The organism is Arthrobacter sp. CMU6 (genome assembly GCF_059090205.1).
The window spans coordinates 1-14,862 of sequence record NZ_JBNHFL010000051.1 but is presented as its reverse complement, the minus strand read 5'-3'; the positions used below and the strand labels follow the sequence as shown (position 1 = coordinate 14,862).

The 14,862-nt window shown below is 60.9% G+C and carries 16 protein-coding genes; 3 read left to right on the top strand and 13 right to left on the bottom strand.

The annotated features are described in order from the left end of the window. The coding region (locus AC5RWD_RS22370; RefSeq protein ID WP_494022121.1) for a trypsin-like peptidase domain-containing protein at window positions 1-434 on the bottom strand (434 nt) is incomplete at its 3' end. Between the two features lie 2,431 nt (window positions 435-2,865). On the opposite strand from AC5RWD_RS22370, the gene AC5RWD_RS22365 reads away from it, so the two are divergent. Further along, window positions 2,866-3,054, top strand: a complete 189-nt coding sequence (locus tag AC5RWD_RS22365) for a hypothetical protein (protein ID WP_494022120.1) — start codon at window positions 2,866-2,868, stop codon at window positions 3,052-3,054. 225 nt (window positions 3,055-3,279) lie between these two features. Here the strand turns inward: AC5RWD_RS22365 and AC5RWD_RS22360 are convergent, their stop codons facing one another. From AC5RWD_RS22360 to AC5RWD_RS22335, 6 genes are all read right to left on the bottom strand, one after another. Continuing rightward, entirely contained in the window at window positions 3,280-3,666 is a 387-nt protein-coding gene (locus AC5RWD_RS22360; protein ID WP_494022119.1) for a DUF1622 domain-containing protein, read from the bottom strand. 425 nt (window positions 3,667-4,091) lie between these two features. Continuing rightward, complete coding sequence (locus AC5RWD_RS22355; RefSeq protein ID WP_494022118.1) at window positions 4,092-4,787, bottom strand: TetR/AcrR family transcriptional regulator; 696 nt, start codon at window positions 4,785-4,787, stop codon at window positions 4,092-4,094. Further along, window positions 4,756-4,938, bottom strand: a complete 183-nt coding sequence (locus AC5RWD_RS22350; RefSeq protein ID WP_494022122.1) for a hypothetical protein — start codon at window positions 4,936-4,938, stop codon at window positions 4,756-4,758. The genes AC5RWD_RS22355 and AC5RWD_RS22350 overlap by 32 nt, the downstream gene beginning before the upstream one ends. Before the next feature lie 407 nt (window positions 4,939-5,345). Beyond that, the gene (locus tag AC5RWD_RS22345) at window positions 5,346-5,513 is read right to left on the bottom strand and encodes a hypothetical protein (protein ID WP_494022117.1); all 168 of its coding nucleotides are present in this window, start codon (window positions 5,511-5,513) and stop codon (window positions 5,346-5,348) included. A gap of 821 nt (window positions 5,514-6,334) precedes the next feature. After that, window positions 6,335-6,787: a transferase gene (locus AC5RWD_RS22340; protein WP_494022116.1), complete on the bottom strand. Its 453-nt coding sequence runs from the start codon at window positions 6,785-6,787 to the stop codon at window positions 6,335-6,337. Window positions 6,788-7,626: 839 nt separating this feature from the next. Then, window positions 7,627-7,860, bottom strand: coding sequence for a hypothetical protein (locus tag AC5RWD_RS22335; RefSeq protein WP_494022115.1), 234 nt, complete (start codon window positions 7,858-7,860; stop codon window positions 7,627-7,629). Window positions 7,861-8,023: 163 nt separating this feature from the next. Here AC5RWD_RS22335 and AC5RWD_RS22330 point away from each other — a divergent pair, with 163 nt between their 5' ends. Further along, window positions 8,024-8,257, top strand: coding sequence for a hypothetical protein (locus AC5RWD_RS22330; RefSeq protein ID WP_494022114.1), 234 nt, complete (start codon window positions 8,024-8,026; stop codon window positions 8,255-8,257). 580 nt (window positions 8,258-8,837) lie between these two features. Here AC5RWD_RS22330 and AC5RWD_RS22325 read toward each other — a convergent pair. Together AC5RWD_RS22325 and AC5RWD_RS22320 are read right to left on the bottom strand one after the other, a co-directional pair. Next, window positions 8,838-9,296 carry a recombinase family protein gene (locus AC5RWD_RS22325; protein ID WP_494022113.1) on the bottom strand — a complete coding sequence of 153 codons (459 nt, stop codon included), beginning with the start codon at window positions 9,294-9,296 and terminating at the stop codon, window positions 8,838-8,840. Further along, a complete protein-coding gene (locus tag AC5RWD_RS22320; protein ID WP_494022112.1) occupies window positions 9,238-9,447 on the bottom strand; it encodes a hypothetical protein in 210 nt (69 codons plus the stop codon). The genes AC5RWD_RS22325 and AC5RWD_RS22320 overlap by 59 nt, the downstream gene beginning before the upstream one ends. A 203-nt stretch (window positions 9,448-9,650) precedes the next feature. Between AC5RWD_RS22320 and AC5RWD_RS22315 the strand changes: the two genes are divergently transcribed. Then, window positions 9,651-10,388 (top strand): ANTAR domain-containing protein, encoded by a 738-nt coding sequence (locus AC5RWD_RS22315; protein WP_494022111.1) that lies wholly within the window; start codon window positions 9,651-9,653, stop codon window positions 10,386-10,388. Window positions 10,389-10,686: 298 nt separating this feature from the next. Here the strand turns inward: AC5RWD_RS22315 and AC5RWD_RS22310 are convergent, their stop codons facing one another. The 4 genes from AC5RWD_RS22310 to AC5RWD_RS22295 form a co-directional block, all read right to left on the bottom strand. Then, window positions 10,687-11,772, bottom strand: coding sequence for a DUF8462 domain-containing protein (locus AC5RWD_RS22310; RefSeq protein WP_494022110.1), 1,086 nt, complete (start codon window positions 11,770-11,772; stop codon window positions 10,687-10,689). A 445-nt stretch (window positions 11,773-12,217) separates the two neighbouring features. Then, on the bottom strand, window positions 12,218-13,615 hold the full coding sequence (locus AC5RWD_RS22305; RefSeq protein ID WP_494022109.1) for an amidohydrolase family protein: 1,398 nt from the start codon (window positions 13,613-13,615) through the stop codon (window positions 12,218-12,220). After that, complete coding sequence (locus tag AC5RWD_RS22300) at window positions 13,612-14,259, bottom strand: fumarylacetoacetate hydrolase family protein (protein WP_494022108.1); 648 nt, start codon at window positions 14,257-14,259, stop codon at window positions 13,612-13,614. The genes AC5RWD_RS22305 and AC5RWD_RS22300 overlap by 4 nt, the downstream gene beginning before the upstream one ends. Window positions 14,260-14,497: 238 nt before the next feature. Further along, on the bottom strand, window positions 14,498-14,862 hold a 365-nt coding region (locus AC5RWD_RS22295), incomplete at its 5' end, for a CoA-transferase (protein ID WP_494022107.1).

Here is a 14,862-nt window from a genome sequence, read left to right as displayed (position 1 = left end):
AGGGCAGACTGGAATTTGGCGGCCGGGAGGCCCGTCCGCTTTGCCTCCACCAAGGCAAGATCCGAGACCGGGTCCGTTGCCCGTACCGTTCCGGCCACCCGGCGGCCATCGGCGAAGCCCACCTCCACTGTGCTGTTTCCGCGCACCACGTGCTCGTTGGTGATGATCAGCCCGTCCTTCGAATACACCACGCCGCTTCCCAGCCCGCTGTCGGTGAAGACAGTCACAACAGAGGGCTGGACGTTGCTGACAATTGTGGGAATATCGACCTGCCCTTGGCCCGGTGTGATCTGGCCGTCTGGTGCACCGCCCGAAGCACTCCCTGATGCGCCGGCTTCGGCACTGCCCGAAGACTGCGGTGATGACGGAACCGGTACCTGCCCGGGCGCCGTGCACCCCGATAGGATTGCTGCGAGTAGCGCCGCCGCACACATGCTCCCGCCCATGCGGGAGATACGGCGCGGTGTTGGCTTCCGGGGGTGCATCGGAACTTCCTTTCCTGTTATGTGGCCTGTGCCGGCGGCGCACCCCGGCACGAGAAGCATCCGCCGAGGTCGGCGCCCCCGTGTCCGGGCCGCCCCGGCAGACGCTGGTCAGCCGTTACGGCGGGGACGCGTGCAGGTTCCAAGGGCGAGAATATGCTCGACCAGAGCCGTGGAGTGCTTCTCCGCCCCCGCCCTGGGTCCCGCCCCACGGCGCTCGAGTCAAGACGCGACCTTGCCGTTCCAAGCCCCTGTCAACACGGGGAGCGAAACCGTTGTTCATGTACTGGATCGTCTTCGTCTTGCCTCCGTTTGGAATCAGGGCGGCGGCACTGTCCTGACTAAGTGGACAACATGGCTTGTGATGTGAAGGATGGTGCTTTCCCGGCTTGGCCCATGAACAAATCGATCTATATCCACTGACATAGATTTAATAGCACCCGTTTCGGCGGCTGACAAGATACCGTCCGGCAAGCGCCCCCAGCTTCGGACGAATACTTCGGAGCCTGCGTTCTCCCCTCGGCGACTGGTCAGGTCGGTTAATATTGATTTGCAAATCAAAAATGGGCACACGGTTCGCTATGCCCTGAACGATGCTGCCCACCCCTCTCGCCGTCGCCTCCTACACCTACGAGGCCCTGCGCGTGGCGGGAGCATCGAATGCTGCCCTCATCAGATGCGATTGTCTCCGCACCGGACCTCGAACAACCGCTCACCCGAAACCGGAGACTCTGTGCAGACAGTGTCTGCACAATCAGCTGAAATCGGCGCGGAACCGGCCTGCGGAACACATAGTTTGCACAGCACCCGGTCTAATCAGGATTGCCCCTGGAGGCAAAGGCATTCATGACACGGACACGTCAGAGAACGAACCGGGTGCTATTGCTCGATCGGCGCCGGACGCGCATCGAAGCCCAGCCACCGGTGATGGCGGTGTGTGGTTTAACCATCGGGCAGGCCCACAAGAGCTCTGATCCTGCTGATGAGACTGCGTTAGCCAGACGGGGGAAACGCACGGATGGACTAAGAGGAAAGGACCGCACGCCTCAGTCTCCGGCACCTGCGTATAGAAGATATCGTTGCAAACACGCTGGTCATCCGGCCCTGGTGAATGACCGCTATCAGTGAGGACGGCCGCGGACGTGAAGGACAAGGACACATAAGCGCGAGGGCAGGGTACGTCGGCTCTTCGATGTCCTCAGTATCCAGCGACTACAGTTAAGGACTGCCAGTTGCATGATTCGACGGCATTGCTCTGGGGTACCAGCGCCTTATCGGGCGGGATTTCCTGCGGACGGCGACGCGTGAATCTGAGGCTAAATACCAGTACAACCTGGTGTTGGGTCACCATCAAACAGGTGGTGCCCGGCTCAAGGCTAGCGACGCGACCGGCATTCTCCACCCTGCTGAAGAAGGGGATCCGGCTGGTAATCATCAGGTCTGCACACGTATCTATCGTGTTGGGCAGATTCAGGAAGCCCTAGTCGAGATCCATGACGAAGCCAGCGGAAGGGCAGACCCCACCCTGTTTGCGGCTTTCGTTCCGGGACTATGAGAGATGACCGGATCAAGGAACCCTACTCGGGGAGGTTAGCATCAGCTCCTGTTCCTGGTGCTCCATCTCCACCCAAGGCTGATGAGGTGATTACAGCGCCTATGTACAGTGCCGGGAAGCACGGGGTAGTTTCGGTACAGGACCCTGCATTTCTGTAATGCCGCAGTCTCGGGCAGGGAGCCCCTCCTGACGGTGTGCAGCACACCAGGAGCAATGCCGCTGTAGCCTCGTGGCGGCCCGTCCTGCACCTGAGGAAAGAGCCTGCCATGGCCACCTCGAATGCCCATCAGCCACTTCACACTTGTAGCGCCCCGGGCTTCGACAGCCTTCACTGGCCGGTCCCCCCGCGAATTCCTTCCCCGTCGATCTGCCCGTACGCGGGCTGATCGTGTCACTAGGATCTCCCGGGTTCCGGCCTGACGGTGCCGGCCGGGCCCGTGTTCTGCCGGTCATGTGTGAGCGCTGCGGCAGCGACGGCCACCTCATCATCAGAGCGGTCACAGATCCCCCGGAAAATCAGACAGGCGTCATTATCGTCGCCTACACTTGCGCCCGGTGCGGGCTCTTCCGGGAACATCCCGCCCGGGTCGCTGACCTTTCCCAGGTTATGATCCGCGGAACCCGGAAAGCGACGGTGCTCATTTTCGGGTGGAACTACATGCACTGCGGACAAATCATGAAGAGGACCGGGTCGGAGCTACGAAGGCTCTCCGCCCCGCCGTCCCCGGAAGCACCCGCTGCTCTGCCGGATGTCTACCTCCCGGCCCGCGTCCTGACATGCGGCTGCGGGTTCCGGTTGGAACTGCCCGAATGAAAGGATTTCCAGCCATGAATGAAGAAGATGGGATCCCCAACGACGAGAAGCTGCTAAGGACCGGGGTGAACGATCACGCTTGGGAGCGCGAGCACCGCCATCCCACCGCTGCGCAGGCCTCGGCCATCGGGAACCGCCGCCGGGAGGCCGAGGCAAAGCTATCCCAGCACCAGCAACAGGCCAAGAACAGGGCCACGGAATAACCAAAGGACACAGCCGTTGGAGGGACAAAACACCTCGCCGTGAATTCGTCCGGGCGACCCCCGTCCTTCATGCCCCCCAAAAAGACCAGCACCGGCTGCACGCCGGCCTTCTCCCGCCTTACACAAGAACGGTGCCCAGCCTCAGCAGCCACTACCGAAGGCTCCACCCATGCCCGCTATGACTTTGCCGGCGGCCCTAATGATTCCCCTGCGGCGCCCACGAACTCAGGCGGAAGACGCCGACGTGCTGGGCTGGTCAGCTTTCTGCCAGGGCCAGCGCCTGGTGATCTCAAGCTCCAGGGAAAAGCTCAGAAACGTCCTGATGAGCACGATCACGGCGAGGACTCCTACGCTGGTAAAAGTGGGGGTCACAGCCACGGTGCGGATGATGTCAGCGGCGACAAGAAGCTCAAGGCCCAGGAGGATGGAACGGCCAAGCAACTGCCGGTATTGCCGATACACCGATTGACGTTCCTGCCCTCCCCAGCCCCCGGGAAAGTTCCGCCCACGGGCAGCCAGCGGAACTGACACCACGGCTCCAATAACCATGATCGCCACACCCGCGAAGTCCATGTACTGCCCGGCCGTCTCGATGATCTGTCTGAAATCCATTCCGTCTCCCTACCGTTCCCTGTCGTCCGGCTGGCCAACAAGATCAGACGTACCCAAGCACACCGTGATCAACCGACTTGATCCATTGAAAAGAAGAGCCCGAACGCCCCCGGCCAGGAGGGACAAGACGATTGGACGGCCAAAACGGCGCCGTTTTGTTGAGTGCGCTCCCCGAGCGGCGCGATCGCTGACGCTCAGCTCGTCCGAAGCAGAGAAGCTTGATGGCGTTGCCCACCGATTCCTGCTAACGAATCCTTGCTACGAACCCGCTGTGAAGTGCCCAGAGGAGATCCGCTCCCTGCCGGATCCGGCTCGTAAGGGCACATGCGGCGCTGCGACCCATGAGGTCGGGTAACAGCTTCGGTGTACTTCCACGGTCCATGTTCAGCAATACTTCCCAGACTGCTCGCTTGTCAGCACCAAAGTTAGAGCCCGGCGCAGCGGTGGAGCTCGATGAGGCACGTGGCCATCTGCTTGGCTAGCTCGGTGGCCTCCCGGTCCCCTTCCATTGTGGAGATGATGGAGCCCTTCAGCAGCAGATGCCACGCCCGGGCGAACAGGTGGCAGCGCTCCAGCCCGCCGTCCTCGGCCAAGACCCGCACGTGTCCCCTGATCCTGGCGAGGTATTCGACGCTAGCCATGCCCAGGGGATGATCAGGGCCCATTTCCATAAGGACCCTGATAAGCATGTTGGATTTGTAGCCTCCGCTTCCGAGCCGATCCGCGAAGACATCGAAGATGACCAGCAATTCCTCTTCTGGAGTGTCGCTGCGACGTTGTGCCTCGGCAACGACTTCCTCGAACCAGACCTCGTGCTGGAGGGCCAGAACGGCCCTGACCAAGTCGTCCTTCGATGGGAAGTGCCGATAGAAGGTCGACTTCGCAACCCCGGAGGTCTCGATCAGCTCGTTAACTCCGACATCCCGGATACTCCGCCGGGAAAACAATTCGTACGCGGTACTGAGGACACGTGCCCTAGTAACAAGCGCGGGCCCATGGGCTGCGTCAGAGCTTCGCCACCGAGTCGAGTTGATCTCAGAATTGGAAGTTCCGGGCTGCGCCCCTGCTTGCGGCACTCTATGATGCGCTTTAACCGGCGTCGAAGCTTTCGTCCTCGTCATTGGGCGATTTCTCCTGGGGAAGGTCGTTGCCACTGCCGTTCGGGATGCCTGCGGCTTCCTGGCCGGAGCCCGAGGACGCCGGCGTAGACTCCTCGGAATCGCCGCCGAGAATCATCTCAGGTTCAGCCTGCTCGTGGTTTTCCTGTGTCATGCTTCCTCCCGTTGCCGTTGCTGATATCGCTGGTCTCGATGACCTGGTTGGCCGAGAACCGAAGTCCAATGGCATGTGGTAATAATCAGTAAACTTACCAAATGTCGCAGATCGGGCAACTGGCAGTCTCGTGGCTGACGTTTTACTTCCCAGGAGCACTGGTTCCTCGACGGAGTGCAGCGCAACGCAGAGCTTGAGCTAACGGGTTCTGTCCGCTTGCGGGCAGGTCAGAGCCCCGCACAGCCTAAAACTGCGCGGTTTCTAGCGCCTGAACCGTCTCACCCGTCCAGGTCGGGCCCAGGTGCCCTTAACCCGCCACGGCCGTAAGTTCGCGTCCAAGCAGCAGGGTGAGCAGCAGCATGCGCAGGATTTGAAAGGGTAGCTGAGCATTCACCCCAAACGGCGTCCTAGCGGTCTGGTTCCTCCGTGGCCTCAGGGTCTTCTTCGGGTTCAAATGTGTTGGGCTCAGAATCAGCAGCGATACCGATCCCGTCCCCGCCCTGGGGAATCCCGCCGTCGGCCGCGCCCTTCTGCGGCTCGTCCTCGGGCATTGAGTCAGGTGAACTGATCGTCATAGCTCCTCCTTCATTGGCTGGGACTTCACGCTAACAGCAGCTTATGCCGCCCGCAGGTCCGCGAGAACTTGGTCCACTTGAGTGGCAGAAAACCCGCCTGGGCGGGTTCGAGACGAAGAACGCTGTCCGGGTGGGCTCGTCCGAACTGACGATGAGCTTTGAGGGAATCGCAGCATGCATCGAGACTGGGGCCGGGGCGATCGTTGCCAAATCTGTAAATGAGTCCCCGGCGGCTAAGGACCAGCTCGCCATTGCTGACTACTTTTACCTCGAGGGGCGCGCATGCCCTTGATCGCCTCGATCGGCGAGATTTCATCCAGCCACAGATTGGCGCCAACAAACCATAGTTTCGCCACATGTTCGCCTTCAGCCCTCGAAACCGCAGTCCAGGCCCGGTGCGCGAGCTGCAGCCGAGCCTGCGCTTCCGGTCGTGGTTCGGGCCCGTCGGTGCGGGCCACCGGTAGCTAATCTTGCGGTTCTTAGCCCGCCAATGCCGCCACCAAAGTCGCGCCAAGGGCACTGTTCAGTTGGCCCCCAAGGCGGGCTGTGCCGCTGTGGGCCGCTCCAACACCAATCGAGACATTCATGATTCCCCCGGCTCCTTCCGATGTCTTCGACGCTACCCGAGGAGCCACCAAGGAACCACCAGAAGGCTACCAAAGCGCCACCGGCGGAGTCCCTCCCCTCTACTGAGGAACGAGGCGGCAGCAGCGATCCCGGGTTCATTCTGAATGAGCCCGGTTTGGCGGCCGGATGGGGACCGCGCCTATGACCGGCGTGTCATCAACCGTGTACCTTCCGGATCGAGGGGGTCCTGGGGTCTATGCCGCGCGGCGCTTCGGGTATTGATGGTTGCGCTGCTGGTGCCCCACCGAGTGCGAGGGTGGCCGGATGACCGGTGGAACGGAGGCGTCGTCGGGCACGGTACTGTCCGCTTCCAGGCGCGCATGGTCCCCGACCTGAGCGCGGGCTCCGATGCGGGAGTGGCTTCCGATTCGGACGTGGTCGCCGATTACTGCGCCAGGGCCTATGTAGACAGCGTCGCCGACGGTGGTGTGATTGCCGATCCGTGCCTTCCGGTCAATCCAGCTGCCGGCTCCGATGCGGGAGTCCGGGCCGATGTAGGCGCCGGCCTCAACGTAGGTCGAGGGCCGGATGAACGACGTCGGATCGGCCAGGGCGCCGCGGCAGAGGAGACCGCCGCCGTTGGGATGGCGACGATAGGTTCGGACGTTGCCGGCATCGTCCTCGACGGATTCGATTGTGTTGGTCATTCCCTTCCTGTTCCCGGGGACTGCAGTTTCCGATCGGTGCCCCACAATTACATTCGTGAAATTAACGTTCCGGCAGGAGCTTCCATTCCGACGCGGATGCCCGAGCGATGGCATCGTCACACAGAAAAGCTCAGGGACTTCGGCTGTTCGGGGACGTTGATCCTTGGCACGGTTCCTTTGCAGCAGGCCCGTGGGGTTCCCGCCGGGTGGCTCCGTAGCGAGCACCTCTCCTTCATCCCGCATGCTGATCAGGCAACCGGGCCGCTATGTGAGGCTCCAAGCCCTGGATGACCTGGGCATCGAAGTCTGGGCGCTGGAAGCGCAACCGGCCGGGTTGGTGAACCGTGAGCAAGGCAGGGCTGAGTCCGGGCCTCAAACAGTTGCTTCATCCTCCATAAATAAAGCCCCGCAATTATATGGAGTTGTCAATTTGTAGTCAAAAATCGTAAATTTATCCGGTAGTAAAGCGCTGACATCATTAGCTTGAGCCAAGGGATTGCTGGGTGTAGCCACTTCTTACGGTATATACCCACGCCGTGTCTTAAGCGGACGTCTGCGTTCTTGACACCCCTGATGCCCAGGCGTACTTTGATTGCTCTCGGGCCTATTTCCGGCGCTGGCTGGGAAGGCCCTTGAGGGTCGTGAGGTAGCTGGTACGAGGAGGTGTCGGCCGCCTGAAATCGTGTTCAGGGTGCTTATTGTCCGCTTGTCGTCTCATCACGGAGCCGCGTTGCGGTTCTGCTGCTCAATTTAGCCGCTCGCCCAATGGGCTGAAGCAACCATCGGGATGACCCCATGCAGAAAAAACGATCACCCCTGTTTATCTGGCTTTGCCTTATTTATGCCCTCTCAGCCTGCGCAGGCGGGGAACCCTCCGCTCCCGCGACCACTATCACCCAGACAGTGGCGGTGACTCCCACCCAGACGCAGACCGAGCCAGGGCTCCTGCCCACAACACCGGTCCCGGATGCCACCACGGCATCCGGTACGAGCACCGCTACGGGGACGTCTACCGTTGCAGGGTCAGCGGCGCCCACAGGAACAGAGTCGCCGACCAGTACGGAAACCGGCACAGGAACGCCTACCGACTCTCCGGCAGCGACCCGGCCCAACTCTGGTCCCAAGACCATTCAAATCAACGGCAAAAAATACGCGTGCTCAGACCTGTCCGAGAATGCCTGCGATCAAGGAGTTACGAACGCCTTTGATAAATGGGGAGGCAAACTGGAAGGATTCGTGAACTCGGACCGGCTTGGAACGCTCGGGAAGGGTGGATCGGGAAGGCTGCCAGATGACCGGGTCGCTCGCCTCGGACTGCTTTCCTGCATGTATATGGAATTAAATGCTGATTCAACGAAATTCCTGGAAGGAGCGAAGAAACTGGAACCAAAAGCAAGGGACACGGAACTGCTGCTGTTCTGGCTGGAATCCAATAGAGTGATTTGCCCGGAGCTTCAGCTAAAGGCCTAGCCTTGCGCCCGCCACGCCACCGGCCTTCCCTGAAATGGCAGAGCAGGCACCCGCTGCATGATTACGCGAAGCCCAGGTCAAAGTACATTGAACTGCTTCATCCCTGGGATGGCCTGGGGGCTGTACCTGCCTGTAGGCATCGGCCGTGTCCTGATTAAGGACTGCGCGCAGTGGAGCGGGCGAAGATAATCCTGACCTCCAGTGTGCACATAGAGCCCTCCAGGACGCCTTTGGCAGAAACTCGACCAGCTTCGTGCAGTGGTCCGCCTTCGTCGATAGTTTCCTCAAACTGGCGTCCATGAACTGACCGAGATGGGATTTGTTGTGCCACAGGCTGCCGACACGACGTCCGAACAGGTAGGTGTGAGGCCCGATGTCTTCAACAGAGGCAAGCGGCCAAACCCTGAGGCGAAAGGATGGCCGCGGCCAGACTCACAAGATTCCCCGGAATCAAAACGGACAATAAAAGAAGGCCCTTTCACACTCCTCCCGTGCGCGTTTCGAAACGCCGATAACCATGATTCCGTCCTGCGTCTTTCGAGCTATGGCTGGCGGCTGGCCGGGTTGGCAGGAGAGGGCTTTAGGAAAGTTTGGCCAGGCGCACGTATTGGTACACCGCTTCCCGGCTGATGCCGTAATCCCGGGCAAGGACGGATTTCGGAACGCCGCCGGCAGCCCGCTGCGCCAACCCGGCTGCCCGCTCCGGCGTGAGAGTCTTCTTCCGCCCTTTACAGGCACCGCGCTGCTTGGCCAGGGCGATGCCTTCGCGCTGTCGCTCCCTAATGAGGGCCCGTTCGAATTCAGCGAAAGCCCCATGACCGAGAGAATGAGGTTCGCCATGGGGGGAGTCCTCGCCCGTAAAGAGCAGATGCTCCTTGACGAACTCCACACGCACGCCCTTACGGGTGAGACGTTGGGCATTCGATGAAGTATTAGCTTCCTCTTCGTCCTGGACGCCGTCCCGGGCGCCGAGTTCGACGTCAATATGGGAAGTCTGCTTCCAGGTCTTCCATTGCCCAGGCCAGAACGTTGAGTTCAAACGGGGGAGCTTCCTGAATCTCGTACAGGTGGGCGTCGAAGTCGAATGCGTCAGCACTCCCGCCGTTGCCCCAGTACCTCACCCAAAGGCCTTCAAGGGTGATGATGTTCAGTTCTATCAAGCCTCGTGCGGCCTGCCGTGGGTCACTCATCACTGCTACCTGATCACCTTGGCGGGCAATGCCGCCCGTTAATCAGCATACTTACTAATCAAGGTTACGGGATTACAGTGCGTCAACCAACAGGGAATGCAGATTATTTTTGGCCTGGGAGCACATGCCTGAGTTCACCGACGAGCCCGGTTAGGGGCTGCGGGGAGATGACGTGGGGCGGGGGAGTTCCTACGATTAGGCTCATGGACTCCACCGGACACGCCGAGCACATCTTAAGCCTGCACGAGCTGGTCGCAGGCAGTGCTGACATTCAAACGATTCTGAACGGCCTGACCGGCTTCGCGGCGGACGCGATCAGCAAGGCAGCCGGCGAATCGATCGACTGTGCGCTGACCCTGCGCCGGCGCAAACGCACCGCCACCGTCGCAGGCAGCAGTAACAAGGCTGTCATGCTTGACCGCATCGAACAGAGCTTGGCCCAAGGACCGTGCCTTGAGGCTTTGGACGTGGGCTACCCGGTGCTCTTGGCTGACGTGTCCACCGACACGAACTGGCCCGAATACAGCCGCGCACTGGCGGCGGAGGGGTGCCGCAGCGCTCTGGGCGTTCCGATGGATTTAGGGGAGACCTCCGAGGCGGTCCTGAACTTTTTCGCTCCCACAACAGGCGTATTCACTGACGAAGTCATTAACGCGGCAGCCACGTTCGCGCACGTGGCAGGCAGCACCCTCCGTCTTGCAATCCGGATCGAGACCGTGGAGCAACTGAACGCTGACCTGAAAACTGCAATGGCCACCCGGACCGTCATTGATTCGGCCTGCGGTGTGATTATGGCCCAGAACCATTGCAGCCACGACCAGGCGTTCGAGCTGCTGGCCAAAGCGTCCAGCCATCGGAATCAAAAACTCCACGCTGTGGCGGCGGACATCATCGCCCGCCTGGGTGTCACTCCCGACGGTTCCCTGCGTTTCGAGGACTGACCCACTAAGGCATGCCCTGTAGATGACCAGGAGCGCGCCGCCTGCGCTAATCGCTCCTAAGCGGCGAGTCTTAGGGGCGAAAAGGCCGAGCAACGGTGTCCGAACGCAGCCCCCGGCCGGACTATAAAGGCCGACAATAAAGATTCCGTCAAGTAGCTGCCGAGTATCTTAGGTGTACGTCGGTGGGCGACGTTGATCGTGCTGGGCAGCGAGGAGCGGGGCTTTGAACCAGCACCTGCTCGCCGGTCTCATCTGGAGCACTCCGACCTCTTGGGGGACGATGAGCAATTCTGTCGCTTTATCGGCGGAGGTATTGGCGGAGTCCGGGGATTGCGAAGTCGACTTTTCCGTAGCCTGCGGACTCGATGAGTCCTGCGGCGATGAGCCGGTTGCGGTATTTGGACACGACGTTGGGTTTGGCCTTAAGGGCGGCCCCGATCTGCCCTGCGGCCGAGGGGCCATCCTGCGTGGCCATGGCGTCGAGGAACTGGCGGTCTCTGTCGGAGATGTCCGAGAGCGCCGATTCGACGACGACCAGGGTGTTGCGGCGTTGAGCAGTGGCGATGGCACGTTGGACGCTGGCCTGGTCCAGCGTCCATCCTGCTTTGTCGGCTTCGAGCCAGAGGTAGTAGCCGACCAGTTGGATCAGGAACGGGTATCCCTCGGTTGCCTCTGCCGCTTCGCTGATGAGGTCATGGGAGATGGTGATGCCTCCCCGGCTGAACAATTGGCTGAACGAGGTGGTGACTTCGGCGATGGCTGCTTCGTGAAGATTGATCCTGTCGGCCCGCCGGAGGAAGGTTGCGACGCCTTCGTTGAGGAGGTCGGACACGGCTGAGGGCAGGCCGGCGAAGATCAGGCCGATCGGTAGCCCGTCGCGGATGAAGTGCTGGACATCGGCTGCCAGTTGCGAGATCTCCGTCCGGTCGACGGCGTGAATCTCGTCAACGGTTATGACCAGTCCTGTGCGCTTCGAATCCAGAACGCGCAGCAGCTCACGACCGGTCCGGTGCCAATCCACGGCCCGTTCTGGGGGAAGTTGGGTTGTCAGCCCGAATCCGGCTGCGGAGAAGGCGGTGATTTTCCGGGCGGGAGGCCCGTCCCCGAGTTCCTCGAGGAGCCGGAGCATGTCATCACCGACCCGGGCCAGGAACCCTGGGTTTGCTGTCCGCGAGATGACGGCCCATCCCTGAGCTCGAGCGATGTCCTCGGCGGCGCTCAACATGACGGTCTTGCCGATGCCTCGGGATCCCGTGATGATGGTCAGAAGGCCAGGGGCCCCGGAGCCTTGCTGCAGACCGTACTCAAACTCGTCCAGAAGGCCAGCCCGCCCCACGAGCTCCGGTGGCGTCGCGCCGGCCGTGGGCTTGAAGGGGTTCTGCACCCGACCTCCTGTGGATGATAGGTGAAACTAGGTGAAACTGGTGAAAGTGGTGAAACTCCTGCCACGATATGTCCAACTACCCGTGCTGGGCAAGGCGGAGCGCTAACGGGATCCGGGTGCGCGGAAAGAAGCCCAAGCGGCGTCGGAATAGGCCGAAATTCCTCAATAACTGACAGCGGCTCACGGAAATCTTAGAATCCACTCTGACAGACAATGGACGGAAACCCTGTGCAGCTGCTGGACAAAAATGCCCCCAGTCCCTCGCGGCGCAGGCGCTATGAGGTCGAAATAGTCCAAAGAATTTGGACGCGATGAATCCCGCTTAGGACATGGACTCTGATGTCACCTGCTATGGCTCGTCGGCGTCTGGAGAACGAGACCGGACCTACGCCGGCATGCCGAATACACCCTCGTCAGGGGCCCTTACGTCAGGTTGGGGTGTGCTTCAATCTGACCATTTCATGGAAGAGGCTATGCGCTGACCGGATTCTCTGAGGGGGTCCAACCACGATGCAGGGTTGAGTGTAACGCCTTCGCCGCTGAGGAGTTTGTTATCCCGTTTGCGCCATGTTCCGTCGATCATGACGCCTTCTATATTCGCCAAGCTTGTCTGCATCACGACCGTGTCGATGGGGTTATGCACGGGCTGCATGTTCGGTTGCGTCGCATTGACGAGGACGAGATCAGCTTTCTTGCCTGGTGTGATGGAACCAATGCGGTTGCCCAGACCCATCATTCGTGCTCCCTCAATGGTTGCCCAGCGAAGAGCCTCATGGGTCGTTATCGTCGATGTTTCAGGGATACGCGCACCTCCCGGCTGACTGTTTCGGTAGCCGAAATTATCAAGGGCACGTTGATGGACGAGTGCTATTCGGGCAGCGAGGAACATTTCCCCGGAAAGGCCTGACTCCAGGTCGATTCCTATCGACGGACGGGCGCCTAGATCGCGCAGGCGACCGGTAAGGGGGTGGCCGTGTCCCTGCGTCATCTCGTTCTCGGGTGTCACTGAGAACGTCACTCCATGATCGATGAAGGTTTGTAGTTGTGGCGTTGAGAGCTCGTTTCCGTGAACAATGTTGATGTGCGGCCCGAGGAGTCTCTCCTGTTCCAGGAGGAGCCATCCTTCGGGCGAACGAGCAGGGCCTCCGCCCTGGTGCATGGAGGTGACGAGGGAGAGTTCCCGGGCGAGCCTGAAGTCGGTGAGGGCTACTTGGAGGTCGGAGTAGTGCGGGCCGAGGATCGCCATGCCGAGTTGGAGCTTGCCCTCCTGGGATAGCCTCGGATCGTTCAGAAGCCGCTCGATTTCGGACCGGTCGTGGGGTATTTCCCAGAAGGGTGTTTGTCCTGGCTGGGGGTCCGGTTTCGGACTGCCGTGGAAGTAGATGGCCCGTATGCCGCTGTCGCGAAGGGCGTCGACTGCGGCATCGGTGTGCTCGGGGGTCGGGTTGTTGTGGCACCAGTCAGCAAGCGTGGTCGTTCCGCAATTGATCTGGTTCATCGCGCCAGAGAAGGTCCCCCAATAAACGTCTGACGGCCGGTAATGCGTTGCGAGCCCGGCATGAGTCCGCCGGAAGTACTGGAGAAGCGTCCAATTGCTGGCAATGCTGCGAAGTCCAGTTTGCCAGGTGTGCATATGGGCGTTGACGAAGCCCGGGATGATGATGTGTCCGGTGACATCTACGACATCGGTTGCGGGGGAGACGTTGGCAATCTCGGCTCCGACACCTTTGATGTGCCCGTCTTCAATCAGGATGTCCGCGATCGGTAGGACGCCTAGCGAATCGTCCATGGAGATGACGGTTGCGCCCTTGAGCAGGGTCGGTCTGGGTGATCCGGAGGTCATTGCGGCCCGATACGGTGTCGGTTGGAGACGATGGGGTTGGACAAGGTGCCGAGTTTTTCTACTTCTACTTCCACGAGGTCTCCTGGTTGGAGGAGCCATTCGGGCGTGCGTGCGTAGCCGACTCCCGCTGGAGTCCCCGTGCAGAGGATGTCGCCGGCGTTGAGTGTCAGGGTGTGGGAAATGTGAGATAGGGTTTCGCCGAGCTCAAAGAGCATGTCCCTTGAATTGCCGTCTTGGACCACCGCACCGTTGACGCGCGTCTGAATCCGAAGGCCCTCGCGGAGATCCCCGACTTCATCGGCGGTCACGATCGGTCCCAAGGGACCGCTTTGATCGGCATTTTTCCCGAGTGTCCACTGGGAGGTGCGTTTCTGTGCTGCGCGGGCGGTCAGGTCATTGAATGTTGAGAACCCTATTACTGCCGCTCTTGCTGTATCGGCTGAGGCATCGGCCAGCGGTCTGCCGACATAGGCAGCAATTTCTCCTTCCCAGTCCAGTCCCCTCTCTCCTGATGGAACGGGAACAGGAGCGTCTCCGGTGGTAAGTGACTGTGTCCACCGGCCAAAAACTGTTGGGTGCGAGGGCAGCTCCTCGTGATGATGCTCCCTTCGGCAGCATGGGCAAGGTAGTTCAGCCCTATACATAAGACCCTCGCAGACGGAATAACGGGGGGAACAATGCTGACATTTTGCACCGGAAGGGCGTGGCCGGCAGGTGTTGCCTCTTCTTTGCCGGCGGACAGCCATGCGAATGGGTCGGACCAGAAGGTCTGCAGGTCGGTGAGGAGCAGAACCGTTGATTGGTCGCCGTCCTCGTCCATTCGACCAGCAAAAACCGGACCTGTTTGTGAGAGCCTGACTCCGACAATTCGCACCTGAGTCCCTACTGCTCGACGGCGGGGGCTGCGGTGAGGGGGACGGGCACCAGTGACTGGAGTTCTTCGAGGGTGCAGCCGAAGGTTTCCCGGACGCGGACGCCGTCGGGCCCGGTGAGGAACACGGCTTTGTCGGTGTAGACGCGGGTCACGCAGCCGACGCCGGTGAGCGGGTAGGTGCAGGATTCGACGATCTTGGAGGCGCCTTCCCGGGTCAGGAGGGTCATCATCACGAACACGTCCTTGGCGCCGGTGGCGAGGTCCATCGCGCCGCCGACGGCGGGGATGGCGTCCGGTGCTCCGGTGTGCCAGTTGGCGAGGTCGCCGGTCGCGGAGACCTGGAACGCGCCCAGGACGCAGATGTCCAGGTGGC

What these genes read in the sequence shown, in the direction of transcription:
- AC5RWD_RS22340 (WP_494022116.1), bottom strand. Translation starts at nt 6,787, where the DNA reads ATGACCAACACAATCGAATCCGTCGAGGACGATGCCGGCAACGTCCGA.
- AC5RWD_RS22350 (WP_494022122.1), bottom strand. Translation starts at nt 4,938, where the DNA reads ATGACACAGGAAAACCACGAGCAGGCTGAACCTGAGATGATTCTCGGC.
- AC5RWD_RS22300 (WP_494022108.1), bottom strand. Translation starts at nt 14,259, where the DNA reads ATGTATAGGGCTGAACTACCTTGCCCATGCTGCCGAAGGGAGCATCAT.
- AC5RWD_RS22355 (WP_494022118.1), bottom strand. Translation starts at nt 4,787, where the DNA reads ATGACGAGGACGAAAGCTTCGACGCCGGTTAAAGCGCATCATAGAGTG.
- AC5RWD_RS22345 (WP_494022117.1), bottom strand. Translation starts at nt 5,513, where the DNA reads ATGACGATCAGTTCACCTGACTCAATGCCCGAGGACGAGCCGCAGAAG.
- AC5RWD_RS22305 (WP_494022109.1), bottom strand. Translation starts at nt 13,615, where the DNA reads ATGACCTCCGGATCACCCAGACCGACCCTGCTCAAGGGCGCAACCGTC.
- AC5RWD_RS22315 (WP_494022111.1), top strand. Translation starts at nt 9,651, where the DNA reads ATGGACTCCACCGGACACGCCGAGCACATCTTAAGCCTGCACGAGCTG.
- AC5RWD_RS22365 (WP_494022120.1), top strand. Translation starts at nt 2,866, where the DNA reads ATGAATGAAGAAGATGGGATCCCCAACGACGAGAAGCTGCTAAGGACC.
- AC5RWD_RS22360 (WP_494022119.1), bottom strand. Translation starts at nt 3,666, where the DNA reads ATGGATTTCAGACAGATCATCGAGACGGCCGGGCAGTACATGGACTTC.
- AC5RWD_RS22320 (WP_494022112.1), bottom strand. Translation starts at nt 9,447, where the DNA reads ATGAGTGACCCACGGCAGGCCGCACGAGGCTTGATAGAACTGAACATC.